The 14,093-nt window shown below is 37.1% G+C and carries 12 protein-coding genes; 2 read left to right on the top strand and 10 right to left on the bottom strand.

Annotated elements, in window-relative coordinates:
* Nucleotides 1-88: 88 nt before the first annotated feature.
* The 7 genes from MLOOGBEN_RS29735 to MLOOGBEN_RS17760 all read right to left on the bottom strand — a co-directional run bounded on the left by MLOOGBEN_RS29735 (nt 89) and on the right by MLOOGBEN_RS17760 (nt 6,547).
* Entirely contained in the window at nt 89-178 is a 90-nt protein-coding gene (locus tag MLOOGBEN_RS29735) for a putative holin-like toxin (RefSeq protein ID WP_368737798.1), read from the bottom strand.
* Nucleotides 179-439: 261 nt separating this feature from the next.
* Entirely contained in the window at nt 440-1,750 is a 1,311-nt protein-coding gene (locus MLOOGBEN_RS17785; RefSeq protein ID WP_179159612.1) for a TRAP transporter large permease, read from the bottom strand.
* 14 nt (nt 1,751-1,764) lie between these two features.
* Entirely contained in the window at nt 1,765-2,229 is a 465-nt protein-coding gene (locus MLOOGBEN_RS17780; protein ID WP_179159611.1) for a TRAP transporter small permease, read from the bottom strand.
* 118 nt (nt 2,230-2,347) lie between these two features.
* Complete coding sequence (gene dctP, locus MLOOGBEN_RS17775; RefSeq protein ID WP_179159610.1) at nt 2,348-3,424, bottom strand: TRAP transporter substrate-binding protein DctP; 1,077 nt, start codon at nt 3,422-3,424, stop codon at nt 2,348-2,350.
* Nucleotides 3,425-3,465: 41 nt separating this feature from the next.
* Nucleotides 3,466-4,122 carry a carboxymuconolactone decarboxylase family protein gene (locus MLOOGBEN_RS17770; protein ID WP_179159609.1) on the bottom strand — a complete coding sequence of 219 codons (657 nt, stop codon included), beginning with the start codon at nt 4,120-4,122 and terminating at the stop codon, nt 3,466-3,468.
* A gap of 22 nt (nt 4,123-4,144) precedes the next feature.
* Nucleotides 4,145-4,945, bottom strand: a complete 801-nt coding sequence (locus MLOOGBEN_RS17765) for an enoyl-CoA hydratase/isomerase family protein (protein WP_179159608.1) — start codon at nt 4,943-4,945, stop codon at nt 4,145-4,147.
* Nucleotides 4,946-4,981: 36 nt separating this feature from the next.
* The gene (locus MLOOGBEN_RS17760; protein ID WP_179159607.1) at nt 4,982-6,547 is read right to left on the bottom strand and encodes a long-chain-fatty-acid--CoA ligase; all 1,566 of its coding nucleotides are present in this window, start codon (nt 6,545-6,547) and stop codon (nt 4,982-4,984) included.
* Between the two features lie 192 nt (nt 6,548-6,739).
* Between MLOOGBEN_RS17760 and MLOOGBEN_RS17755 the strand changes: the two genes are divergently transcribed.
* On the top strand, nt 6,740-7,639 hold the full coding sequence (locus MLOOGBEN_RS17755) for a LysR family transcriptional regulator (RefSeq protein WP_179159606.1): 900 nt from the start codon (nt 6,740-6,742) through the stop codon (nt 7,637-7,639).
* 510 nt (nt 7,640-8,149) lie between these two features.
* Here the strand turns inward: MLOOGBEN_RS17755 and MLOOGBEN_RS17750 are convergent.
* On the bottom strand, nt 8,150-9,259 hold the full coding sequence (locus tag MLOOGBEN_RS17750; RefSeq protein WP_179159605.1) for an FtsZ/tubulin family protein: 1,110 nt from the start codon (nt 9,257-9,259) through the stop codon (nt 8,150-8,152).
* A gap of 488 nt (nt 9,260-9,747) precedes the next feature.
* On the opposite strand from MLOOGBEN_RS17750, the gene ppsA reads away from it, so the two are divergent.
* Entirely contained in the window at nt 9,748-12,372 is a 2,625-nt protein-coding gene (gene ppsA / locus MLOOGBEN_RS17745; protein WP_179159604.1) for a phosphoenolpyruvate synthase, read from the top strand.
* A 123-nt stretch (nt 12,373-12,495) separates the two neighbouring features.
* On the opposite strand, the gene MLOOGBEN_RS17740 is transcribed toward ppsA, so the two are convergent.
* The gene (locus MLOOGBEN_RS17740) at nt 12,496-12,723 is read right to left on the bottom strand and encodes a hypothetical protein (protein WP_179159603.1); all 228 of its coding nucleotides are present in this window, start codon (nt 12,721-12,723) and stop codon (nt 12,496-12,498) included.
* 235 nt (nt 12,724-12,958) lie between these two features.
* The gene (locus MLOOGBEN_RS17735; protein WP_179159602.1) at nt 12,959-14,068 is read right to left on the bottom strand and encodes a GerAB/ArcD/ProY family transporter; all 1,110 of its coding nucleotides are present in this window, start codon (nt 14,066-14,068) and stop codon (nt 12,959-12,961) included.
* Between the last annotated feature and the right edge of the window lie 25 nt (nt 14,069-14,093).

Raw genomic sequence — 14,093 nt, 5'->3', positions numbered from 1 at the left:
ACATGTTCGGTCCAGCAATTGACGGTCCCTAATGGGGATCGGTATTCTTTGAAGGATAATCCACCTGAGCCTCTAACTCAAGGGTGGCTTATTTTTTTTGGTTAAATGACAGTATCGCTACGATTAAACTAGCAAAAGCAATCGTAATCATGAACGTTTCAAAACTGTCATTCAGCATCACCTCCTTTCTAATTGGAGGTGTGCCGACCACCCTTGAGATATCCTATTCTATTGCACTATTAGTATATCATAATAACCAAATACAGAACAAATGTTCTTTGTTTTATCAATAATTTATTTATTATAAAAACTGCAGCAGGAACCATACAATATTTTAAACCATTTCAAACATAAATATTTTATAATCTTAATTCTCTAATAATATTTGTGGTATAAAAAGCACCAGATTCATTCATGAATCCGGGGTATATATTCTTCCTTACGACCGCATGGTATTTGGTAAGAATAGAGCAATCTCTGGGAAAATGTAAACTAGTACGATTAGAAGTAGGATTGGTATTATGAATATTAAGGCCCCTTTAAAGATATCTACCAATTCTAGATCCTCTGAAACCCCTTTTAACACAAAACAATTCATACCAACAGGTGGTGAAATTAACGCCATTTCTACTACAAGGACAACGATTACCCCAAACCAAACTAAATCAAATCCTGCCATTTGTAGTACTGGCATAAGAATAGGAATGGTTACAACCATCATAGCTAAGGTATCCATGAGTGCCCCTAAAACAATATACATAACAATGATTAGGATAAATATCATGGTTGGGGAAAGATTCTTATCAAATAGGAATTCTGCTAGCATGTATGGAAGGCGAGTGATCACCAAAACATAATTTAAAATAAATGCGCCCAAAAGAATAGCAAACATAAATCCTGTAGTCTTGATTGTACTGATAATGGCTTCAGAAAAACCTTTTAAGGTTAATTTTTTACGTATAATGCCAATCAGAAATGCACCTAAAGCCCCTACCCCAGCTGCTTCAGTAGCTGTGAAAAAACCTAGATAAAGACCACCTACAACGACTATAAACATGATAATTATACTAATATTAGACTTTAGTGAAATAAATCGCTCTTTCCAACTTACACTTGGTTCAACTGCATTTGAAACCATACTTGGCTTTACAATAACAACGATCACAATAGTTAGCATGAAAAAAATGGTCAACAATATTCCTGGAATGACTCCTGCTGTTAGCAGCGCACCAATGGATTGTTCTGTTATCATCCCATAAATAATAAAAGTGGTACTTGGCGGGATCAATATGCCTAAAGCACCACCAGCAACGATCGAACCACCTGTTAAACTTTTACTATAACCTGCTTTCAGCATTTCCTTTGACGCAATAACACCCATCGTCCCAGTGTTGGCAACGCTTGAACCTGAGGCTGCAGCAAACATAGCAGACGAACCGATAGTCGCAAGTCCCAATCCTCCTTTTAATCTACCAAACCACTTCCGAAAGGTATCAAACAACTCCTCACTAATTCCAGAGGTATATAAAAACTGCCCCATCAAGACAAATAATGGGATTGTACTAAGTGTATAACTATAACTTTGATACCATACGATACTATCAATAGCTGTTATTAGTGTGTCCCATCCTTTTAAATAGAAGATTGCTAAACTTGCAGGAATTGCCATACCAATGGCAATGGGGATCCTTAGAAACATAAGGACAAAAACAGAAATAATTACTATTACTCCAACGGCTTCTACTGACATTATCTCACTCCTTATTAAAAGCTCCGAATTGATTTATACAATCTTAGAATTGCTTCTAGCCCCCAGCCAATGAACCCGATAATTAATAAAATCTTTACGGGATAAAAGGGAATTTTTAGCAAATCAGAAGTCTGTATAAAGTTCATTTTAGAAATAAAAACCCAACAAACTAAAAAACAAAACAAGAGTGTTAATAATTGAGAAATACAGTTTATTGCCGCTTGTATACGTGGAGAAAATTTATCAACAATGAGTCCGATTGAAATATGTGAATTAGATTGTTCCGTTATGGCCAATGACCCCATTATTAGGATCACCATTGTAAACTGAACTAACTCTATATCTCCAATAACTGGTTGACCTGAACTCCTAGAAATAGAAAAAAAAGTAACAGCTACCATCATAACAACTAATGTGAAATAAGCAATCCATTTGTTAATGTTGGTAATAAACTGTATAAATTTTAAAATATAGTCCATTACTCTGCCTTCTTTCATTAGAAATTCAGAAAATATAGTAGGATCTTTTGAATAATCTTGTTAATCATATTCAAAAGATCCCTATCTAGTTTTTAGTTCGTAAATATTATAAATATGTTTAATAAGGTAGAGTGCCGCCCTCTTCTATTATTAAGTTCTTAAATTCCTCCAATATTTCATCGCCTGGATATTCCTTTTTATTAGCCTCTTTTGCCCAAGCATCCCATATTTTCTTGGAAGGTTTTTTAAATTCATTTAATTTAGCATTATCTAAAGTAATGACTTTACCACCTTGACCTTTAACTTTCTCACCATATTCATTCATAGCTTTCTCTGCTTCACTTTTGTACATTTCCCCAGTCATTTCTCCTAATTTAGGACCCAACTCTTCAACAAAAAGTTGCTTAAGATCATCAGGCATTTTATTAAGCGAGTCAGAATTTTGTAGAAACACAAGAGTTGTTGCGCCTAAATCAATTTTAGTTAAGTAAGGAGCTACCTCATATAATTTAAGTCCAAGCGCACCAACCGATGTATACGTTGTTTGATCAACGGTATTTTTTTCTAATGATTCATAGATTTGTTCCAGGCCAAGCGATACAGGTACTGCATCCCATCCTTTAACGGTTTCGATTCTCTCTGCCCCTTGAACGATGATCTTAGTGTCCTCAACATCTGTAATAGACTCTACAGGTTCTTTACTATATAGCTGATAGGAATCCGTAGACGATATTGAAAGGAGAGTCGATTCATTAAATGCATCCATCATATATTTGTCTTTAAGCTTACCTAAAACCCTCGCCTTAACTCCACTATCAGTAATACCAAAAGGTAAATCACCTATCGTAAGCGGGTACAAATCACTATCAAGATGTAACAATGGGCTTACATATCCAATATCATATAGACCGCCCTTAATATCATCATAAGCGGTAGCAAGCGTTCCAAGAGCACCACTATTATAGATTTCAATTTGAACTCTGCCATTGGTTTCTTTTTCTACTAGGTCCGCCCATGGTTTAACAACATCTGTATGAAACTTATGGGTAGCTGGAATTTGAACATTAAAGCTAAGTTTGTATACATCATCATCTCCTGATGTTTTTTCTGAACTAGTAGCAGATTTCCCACAACCAAGTAAAGCAAGTGAAATACTCAACATTAGGGCAATCAATAAGAAAAGTTTTTTTGACATGATTGTTTTTCTCCTTTTAATAAAAAATTGGGAAAGACATTTTATTCATCAAAAGCATTTAAAGCATTCACGCCATGAGCCAAAGCAGAACCCGCTTTTAATGCTGTTGCGACCATAATCGCCTCAGCAACTTCTTCCTTAACCGCTTTTTCTCTTTTTGCGCCCTTTGTATGAATATCAATGCAATAAGGACATCCAGTGGTATGGGCCACAGCAACCGCTATTAGTTCCTTTTCCTTAACACTGAGTAAGCCAGGTTTCAAAGCTTGTTGATCAAAATCCACAAAGGCTTTGAAAACATTCCCATTTAAATTGGAAAACTCTTTTAATCTATTAAAATATGATTTTTTATACAACTCTTCATCGTCAATATTATCATAACTGTTGAGAGCGTTCACCCCATGTGCTAGCGCTGATCCCGCTTTTAAGGCAGTTGCTACCATTATGGCTTCAGCCATTTCTTCTTTAGAAGTCTCTAAAGATTTTGCTTTTTGTACATGCAGGTCAATGCAGTAGGGACATCCAGTGGTATGGGCGACAGCTATCGCAATTAACTCCTTTAATTTTGCAGGAATGGCACCTCCCTTTAAGGCATAATGATCAAATCTGATAAAATATTTAAAAGTATCAGGTGTTAAGTCGCTAAATTCTCCTAAACGTGAAAAATATGATTTTTGGTATAAAGATTCATAACTCATATTTGCTTCCTCCCTTTTTTATTTAATATTTTTGAGTACTTTTTTCTTTCTGAATGGCAACAAATTTATCGATTTCATTCCTAGCCTCTCCGTGCAGCATCATATGTTCTTGTAATTCTGGCTCATAGAAAAGTAGATTTTCAAATCTCGGAGTTGCTGCATTGACTATTTTTTTTGTTACCCTTATGGCTGAAAAAGGATTCCTGTTCAACTTATTTATTAATTCATCCGTAGCATACGTTAATTCCTGAGACGGTACTACTTTATTAACCAAGCCAATTTTTTCAGCTTCGGCAGCATTTATTACTTCACATAACATGATTAATTCCTTTGCTTTCGCTGGTCCTATTAGATTGACTAATCGCGGTGTACCTCCACCAGAAAAGAATAACCCCCGTTCCACTTCTGGAAGACAAGCTGTTGCGTTATCTGCCATAATACGAAAATCGCAAACCATCGCTAAGGCGAAGCCAGCACCGTACATCGGTCCATTTATCGATGCAATGGTAATTTGATCGAGTGCATCAAATTTTCTTAAAAACTCATGTCGTGCAATTTGATCTTCCCGAATAAAAGAAGAACTTAAAGAATGATCTTCTATTTCGTTCAATAGCTCATTCATATCTGCACCCGCTGAAAAGATCTTTCCATTCCCAGTAAATACAATGAATTTATAATCTGAATTTCTTCGTATCTCAGAAATAATTTCATCCAATTCTTCATTCATTTGTTTATTCATTGCATTCGCTTTATCCGGTCTATTAAACGTAATCTTTACTACCGGTTTGTTTCGTTCTACTAAAATAGTCTTGTAGGCTTCCATCAGCATCCCCCTTAAATATCAAAATTTTGTAAACGCTTAAATTTTTCTACTTGCGAATTCCCAGTATGGTGCCCGTAACGCTTTTTTATCCACTTTTCCGTAAGGGGTTAATGGCAGAGCTTCGACTATATTAATCGCTTTTGGAACCTTATATTTTGATAGGTTTTTCTTACAATAGTGCATAATGTTTTCAGCATCTATTGCATTATTTTTAGGAATAATAAAGGCTGTGACAGCCTCTCCCCAATCCGTGTCTGGAATACCAATAACGGCTACTTGACGTACCTCGGGGTGTTTTTGGATGACATTCTCAACTTCCGAAGAATAAACATTCATGCCTCCGCTAATGATCATATCTTTTTTCCTATCCAGCAGATAAACGTATCCTTTCTCGTCCATCACCCCCACATCTCCAGTATGTAACCAGCCATCTTGTAGGGTTTCAGCTGTTTTTTCAGGAAGTTTATGATAACCTATCAAATTTGTCAGAGCTTTGACAGAAATTTCACCCTCTTCACCGCGGCTGACTTCATTTCCATTTTCATCAACAATTTTAATTCTACTCATAATCGCCGATTTACCACAGCTCTGTAATATTTTTTGATATTCCTCATCGGTTCGGTGATCCGCTTTCTTTAGCCAGGTTGCAGCACTTTGAGTCTCAGTCAATCCATAAATTTGAAGAAATACTTGACCAAACATTTCTAAGCCCTGCCCTAATCGATCTGCTGCTATCGGTGCTGTTCCATATTGAATGGTGCGAATGGAGCTAACATCAAATTGTTTATCTTCCATAAAATCAAACAAACGATACAGTGTGGTAGGTACAGTACTTAGGAACGTAAGCTTATTTTTTTCAATATGTTCCAATACGTTCTCAGGATCAAATTTACTTTCTATATATATTTGTGCTCCTTTTATCATACCTGCGTATAAATAAAGTCCAGCTGCATGCGGGAGTGGTGTTGTCAATAGGATTTTTTCATCTTCTTGCATATTCGTCTCAATTGCTATTGAGAGGTAAGTTAAAACGCTTCCTTGGTGATTATGTACGACTCCTTTGGGCTGTCCAGTGGTTCCACCTGTATAAAGGATTAATGAGAGATCAGCAGGGTTAGTTGAAACTGTTAACACAGCCTCTGATTCATTAGATTGAAAAGATTCCCATGAAATGAATGAATCCGGTAAATTTTCTTTACTGCCAACTCCAACAATGGTTTTGATTTTTGGCAATTCCATTTGGATATTTTGAATAACAGAAAAAAATGGTTCTTCAACGATTAAGACTTCTGCGTCAGAGTCATTTAAGATGTAAAGAATCTCATTCTCCCCCAACATGTTGTTTAAGGGGACTTTTGTTCCACCTGCAAAGTAGATTCCTACTTCACTTATCAGATATTCAGGAGTGTTGGATAAAAGCAGAGCAACCCTGGTATTATTTATTACCCCACAGTTTATCAATCCATGAGCAACCCTGTTTGCTTTTCTGTGTAATTCACGATAGGTAAAGGATTGAGATGGAAAATGGACAGCCATTCTGTCTCCATGATTTTGAAACAGATTGTTGAAGAAATCGTTTAACGTTAAGATAGTTTGATACACCGGAGTCCTCCCCTTTGTATAAATATTTTTGACAGTAAGCTAGATTTACCTCACGGTTTAATCGTTAGAAAAATCTGAATAATTATTCTTTTATTACATTGATACTACCACTCCCTCTATTAATGGTCTAATATATGATATAATAGTATTAATATTCAAAAAATATTATTCTACGAAAATAAGGAGATCATGATGGAGTTTAGACATATACAATATTTCGTTGCAGTTGCGGAGGAACTCCATTTTGGCAGAGCAGCTAAAAGATTAAATATGAGTCAGCCACCCCTCAGTCAACAAATTGCACAATTAGAAAAAGAGCTGGGTGTGGAGTTATTCTATAGGACAAAACGGAGTACGGAATTAACACCTGCAGGTAAGTTTTTTCTTGAACAATCGTATGATATTATGAATAAACTTGATCGAACCATTATGGATGTTCGAAAAATCCATCAAGGAGAAAAAGGTCAATTAATAATAGGTTACACAGGATTTTTGAATAAACTTATATTAAATTTAATTCGAACGTATCGTTCTAGATATCCAAAAGTAGAAGTCGTTTTACAATTTCTGTCTTCGGTAAATCAATTCCAATACTTATATGATAATAAGATAAAACTCGGTTTTGTTTGCCCACCGATTGACAGCAGCATATTGAATTCTCGGTTAGTTGGCTATGCTCCTTTTGTAGCAGCCTTACCCTCAAGCCATCCCTTAGCAATGGATACATCACCATTAGATATTAAAGAACTTAAAAATGAACCTTTTGTCATGACTCATCGGAAAAATGAGCCAGGATATTATGATACCATTATTTCTATCTGCAATCGGGCAGGTTTCAGTCCAAATGTTATCCAAGAAGCGGAAGGAATATTTACGATTCTTACCCTTATTTCCACAGGTTTGGGAGTTTCTCTTGTTACGAATATGGCACTTGACTATGGTAACCCAGGGGTTGTATTCAGGCCACTTATAGATGATACGGCAACTATGGATCTTTCGTTAGCCTGGAGAAAAAATGAAGATTCACCACTTGTAGACACCTTTCTAGGTGTATATGATGAATTGTTTAAAGAAGTCAATAACTTATCATAGAAATAGTTGGTGGAGTTGGAAGCGGGAAAGAAATGAATGAATATGAAACAAATTACGGATTAAACATCTCAATGTATTCAAGGAATACCACTTAAGTATAAATTTTTGCCATATAATCAATAGGTGGTGTAAATAGAAATGCCCATGGAGCAGGATACGATGGGAATGTTAATAGGGAGTTTCTCAATAATAATGCGAATTACATTTATTATCGTTTTAAGTATGTTATTCTCATGTTTTAGTGTTCGGCCTAATACAATTGTTTTATCTCATTTCGGTTATTATAAAATTAGTATTGAATAAATTTAAAAAACCGAACATGGTGTAAACATGTTCGGTCCGGCAATAAACGGTCCCTTAATGGGATCGGCTTTGTTTAAGGGATGATCCACCAGAGCCGTTAACTCAAGGTTGGATTATTTTTTTTGGTTAAATCACTATGGCTAACGTAAATCTAGGAAAAGCATTCGTAATGTCTTTCGGAGACTGTGTTTTTTTCACTCATGGTTACTACTTTTGATACTTATTTAATTTGGAAGTCATCGATACTGGCTTTCTTTCCTGTTTGATCAGTTTTAAGTTGGAGGCCCAACGGATTCCAGACTCGTAATTTTGAGTATCTTCTTTTTTCACAAGGTTCTGTAAGCGTTCTTTATTCTTTTCTATTGATTCCTCTACCGCGAGCATCCGGCGAGTTGGGAAGGATAGTCCAGCAAGGATGGTTGTGATGGTAGGGTCGGATTCCGAGATATACGTTCCTTCAAATAATTGCAGCGGTTCCCCCACCCTTTCAAAGATGGATGGTACATTTATCAGCTTTGAAATACTCTCTGGCCCTTCATAGATTAGCCCAGCACGAATGACTCCTTGTGATTCAACAGGGCAGAAAATCGAGTTCTCCCATGAAACCTGTACTTTCTTTGAGACCTCCGAGGTATTTTTCGCTTCCGTAATAGGAGCGGAAGAAATAATCGTGACACCTCTGGATCCAAGGATATTCATTAAGTCTGTTTCATCAAAATTTCCAAAGAAGGAACTCTTCTTCGTTATTTTCAGAAGATGGTTAATAGACTCTATAGCTTGAAGATTAGCAGAAAGGTAAATTTCGTGTTTACTGGATTGTGGTTTCAATTTACGCATTTGATCGTTATCGACGAGGAATACAGAAGAAATGCCTTCGATATTGGAAAGTTCCTCGATGCACTCCGCGGTATTAATGCGATTTCCCGCTAATACATTCCGTTCAGGGATAACCGCTATCGCTCCCACTTTGATACCAGGCAGTTGATCGATTAACAGATCAATTAACATCGGACTCATCCCAGAACCCGTGCCTCCGTCCGTTGAAAAAGCCACTAATAGGAGTTTGATGTTTTTAAAGGAGCTGTTAACAAAATCAATAATCTCCTTATAATTTTCTTGAAGCGCACGTAATCCTAATGAACGATCCTGACCGGCACCATTGTATCCTGGAACAAAAAACTTTTTTTCTACTCGAGTATTTACAACACCATCTCTTTGATTCGTATTAATGAGAGCTGTAGGAAAATTCAAGGCTGATGCAATTTCCGCTATATTCCCACCGGCTTGACCTACACCCAAGATTCCAATTGATTTCACCAAAACTCCTCCTTCTAAGCTAAAAGCTTATCTCAGTTGAAAATTTAGAAGAATTTTTTACCACATCTTTGTTATGGAAAAAACAATCCTTATACCATTTTTACTATCGTGATGGAGAGATTATGACCAATATCGGTAGCTGCCCTTTATATTAGCCATATCTATTTTCATGACAGTACTAGCACTGTCAATTGGCATCATATATTCAAAAATAATGAAAAAAAGTGATTTAAACATATTCATTTGGGGTTATAGTATGTGAGTTAGTTTCAAAGGGATGTACCGGGGCAACAGGGTTACTGTCTGGTAAGGTATAGCAATTTTTTTGAAGATTGAACTCTTCCTACTTTAATTATAACAGATAATATATGGGCAAAATAGACTGTTTATTCCACTTTACTACTGCTAAAATGCAATAGAACTTTAGATTTGGTTGGAGGAATCATTGATTCGATTTAAGTAAAACGATTACTTAGGAGAGATGTAGAATGAGTTCATTGGTTCTTGGTTTTCTGGAAATGGAAAATACACAACTTTCGCTCGTTGGCGGAAAAGGGTTAAATTTAGGAAAATTATCAAAAATTAAAGGAATCCAAGTACCAGAAGGATTTTGTGTAACAACACTGGGATATCAGAAAGCCATCGAACAAAACGAAACATTTCAAGCAATGTTGGATCAACTAACACTGTTAAAAGTAGAGGATCGAAATCAAATAGGTGAAATCTGCAGGAAAATTAGACAACTCATTATAGAAGTAGACATTCCATCCGATGTTGTGAAAGAAGTTACTCACTATCTCTCCCAGTTTGGCGATGAACATGCTTATGCCGTGCGTTCTAGTGCGACTGCGGAGGATTTACCACATGCCTCGTTTGCTGGTCAGCAAGACACTTATTTAAATATCATCGGACCAGAAGCAATCTTGGAGCATATCAGCAAATGCTGGGCTTCTCTGTTTACGGATCGTGCGGTCATCTATCGTATGCACAACGGCTTTGACCACAGACAAGTTTATTTATCCGTTATCGTTCAAAAAATGGTTTTCCCACAGGCATCAGGGGTATTATTTACCGCTGACCCGGTTACTTCAAACCGAAAGATTCTATCCATCGATGCCAGTTTTGGACTTGGAGAAGCGTTGGTCTCTGGCTTGGTCTCCCCCGATTGTTATAAAGTACAGGAAGATAAAATTGTCGATAAACGGATAGCAGCCAAAAAATTGGCTATCTATGGAGTAAAAGAAGGCGGAACAGAGACAAAGCAGATTGATCCTGATCAACAAAAAACTCAAACACTTACCGAAAATCAAATTTTACAACTGGCACGGATTGGAAGACAGATCGAAGCTTATTTTGGCAGCCCACAGGATATTGAATGGTGTTTGGTTGATGATACCTTTTATATCGTCCAAAGTCGTCCCATTACTACCTTATACCCCATTCCCGAAGTGAACGATCAAGAAAAGCACGTCTATGTATCTGTTGGCCATCAACAAATGATGACCGACCCCATGAGTCCATTGGGATTGTCTTTTTACCTGTTAACGACTCCTGCACCGATGCGTACAGCTGGTGGAAGGTTGTTTGTTGATGTCACACCTATGTTGGAAATGGTAGTAAATACTCTGGGTCAATACGATCCGCTCATAAAAGACGCACTGATGACTGTTTTAGAGCGCGGAGATTTCGTAAAATCAGTATCAAATGATAGAAAAGCACCGAGTCCAAGCAGAAACAATACAAATATGCTGGCAGAAATTGAAAACATTCCGACCATTGTTTCTGATTTAATTAAGAGTAATCAAGCATCAATAGATGAGTTAAAACAAAACATCCAAACGAAATCAGGAACGGATTTATTAGATTTCATTCTTGAAGATATCCAGCAATTAAAGAAGATTTTATTTGACCCTCAAAGTTCTGCTGTGATCATGGCTGCTTTCAATGCTTCATCATGGATCAATGAAAAAATGAACGAGTGGTTAGGTGAAAAAAACGCAGCAGACACACTTACTCTATCTGTATCAAACAATATTACTTCGGAAATGGGTCTGGCGTTATTGGATGTTGCAGATGTGATTCGTCCTTATCCAGAAGTAATTGCTTATTTACAGCAGGTAAAAGATGATACCTTTTTGGATGAACTGGTCAAGTTTGATGGTGGACAGGAAAGCCACGATGCAATAATCGCTTATCTCAAGAAATACGGCATGCGATGTGCAGGAGAAATCGATTTGACGAAAACACGTTGGAGTGAAAAACCTTTAACACTTGTCCCATTGATTCTCAGTAACATTAAAACAGATGAGCCTGGTGCTGGCAAACGAAAATTTGAGCATGGGCTGCAAGTTGCTTTGGAAAAAGAACAAGAGTTAGTAGATCGATTGAAGCAATTACCGGATGGTGAACAAAAAGCCGAAGAGGCAAAACAAATGATTCGTCTGCTACGGAATTCCATCGGATATCGTGAATATCCTAAATACGGTATGATTAATCGCTACTTCGTTTATAAGCAGGCTTTACTGAAAGAAGCCGAACAACTTGTGCAATCCAAGCTTATTCATGAAAAAGAGGATATCTACTATCTCACTTTTGAAGAGCTTCAAGAAGTCGTACGTACAAACAAACTGGATTACCCGGGTTGCATGGTCGAGCAGCAAGCAGAGCTTGCGACTAGACAGATTATCAACAAACGAAAAGATGAGTATAAATTTTATAAAAAACTAACTCCCCCACGTGTGATCACATCTGATGGTGAAATCATTACAGGACAGTACAAACGAGAAAATCTCCCAGCACAGGCGATCGTAGGCCTGCCTGTTTCTTCCGGAGTAATAGAGGGACGGGCACGTGTCATCTTAAACATGGAAGATGCTGATTTAGAAGATGGAGATATTTTAGTCACCTCTTTTACAGACCCTGGCTGGACACCGTTATTTGTATCCATAAAAGGTCTCGTCACAGAAGTTGGCGGACTGATGACCCATGGAGCAGTTATCGCACGTGAATATGGCTTACCGGCAGTTGTTGGAGTGGAAAATGCTACCAAACTAATAAAAGATGGGCAGCGAATTCGTGTACATGGAACAGATGGGTATATCGAAATATTGTAATCGCTGAATAAGTCTAAATATAAAATAATAGCACCGCTCATGTGATTACCAAGAGCGGTGCTGCTATTGAAATGATACTAAATGCTGCATGTTTTGTTTCATTTTAAACCTTAAAAAGTGCCTCTAAATTCTTAATGCCTTACTTGCCATTTCAATTAATTCATTAGATTCCTTCCCATTATCTTGTGCGATTGTTCTTAAGGATCGCTCATAAATCTCTGCTTTTTCTGCCATTTCAAATAACCATTTTAAATCTTCTCGATGAAAATGGAATTGAGGAATATCATCATGTCTGCCCTTATAATCTAATTCTACAAATGCCTTCAATTGCCTATATCTTAACTTATCCAAATTACCTACCGTCCCTCCCTATTACACAATCACAACTTGTTAAATTATATTCAACAGAATAAGGTTTCATGACCATGTGACCAAGGGTGACCATGGGGAAGGTTCTAATGGTTTTTTTAAACTAAAATGAGTGCTTGGCACCGATCAACTGATTGGTACTGGCACTCAGGTCCCCGGAAAATCTTTTTGATTTCATTATTGGGGAAAGACCTTATTCCATTTCACTTTTCCACGTTCAACTCCCAGAACCCCTGGAAGTAGGATACCTTTTCTTCCGTAAAACTGCTATTATAAGCAGCATTAGTGGAATAAGGATTTGTACAAAAAAAGAATAAATAGGGAATACGATAAAATTATACTCGCTTTCAACCATTTTGTTAGGAGTTCCCCACATGGAGAACAATATATTCAGAAAACCTAACGGAAATACAATTGGCCGGTAATCGGATAAGTTCAGCAATTGAGCCGCACATAATACAATGGCATATAAGACGACTGAGAATTTGATGAACGTCCCCGCTACCCACATCGCCATGAGGATTGACTCTAGATGTTCCAAGAAGCCAGCAACACTAATATACCGAGATGCTGAGAATAGTGGATATAAATACCTTGATGTAGTTCCCCCAAATAGAAAAAGAATAAGAAAGTTTGTTACGATAAATGTGATCAAGACAGAAAATACAGAGATTTTTCCCCATTTTCTTCCTTTTTCAGTGTCAGATAAATAGGGAAATAGAAATGCAACGAGTAAAAATTCAGCAAACCATCCGCCTGGTACGATAGATCCCTTTAATGACGGCATAAGCCCATTCTCCAAAATTGGCAACATATTTTTATAATCTAATTCAGGAAGAAGCAATATGATAAGGATTACTATAGATAATACATAAAGTGGAATGAAAAACTGGGCAACCCTAGCCAATACTTCTATCCCTCCCCTTACGGCAAAGGAACAAACGAGAACCATCGTTAAACTAACCAAAATTTGCGGTGTTTTTGGTAAAAAAGCTCCATTAATGAACTCCGAATAAATTCTAATCCCCCCGCCATTCATTTGTATATAAAAGACCAAATATATAAATCCGAGAATCTTACCAAGGATTCTTCCAGTAATTTGTTCACTGTATTGAATAATGGTTTGCTTTGGATAAAACTTATGTAGCTGAAAGGCGATATAAATTGGAATAAAACCTAAGAAGGATGCCCAAAACGGCGAGAGCCAGAGGTCGTTATGGGCATATTTCGCCGTAGCTGCCGGAACAGATATGATTCCTGTCCCAACGATTACAGGGTACATCATGATTCCCATCTGTTGGGCTGAAATCTTTCCTTTTTCAATCATTTTCTTCACCTATTCATTAAGGTAA

This window comes from Bacillus sp. EB106-08-02-XG196 (assembly GCF_013396335.1).
In the GTDB taxonomy this organism is placed as follows: Bacteria; Bacillota; Bacilli; order Bacillales; family Cytobacillaceae; genus Neobacillus.
The sequence above is the reverse complement of the archived record's forward strand: the minus strand, read 5'-3'. Positions and strand labels throughout refer to the sequence as shown.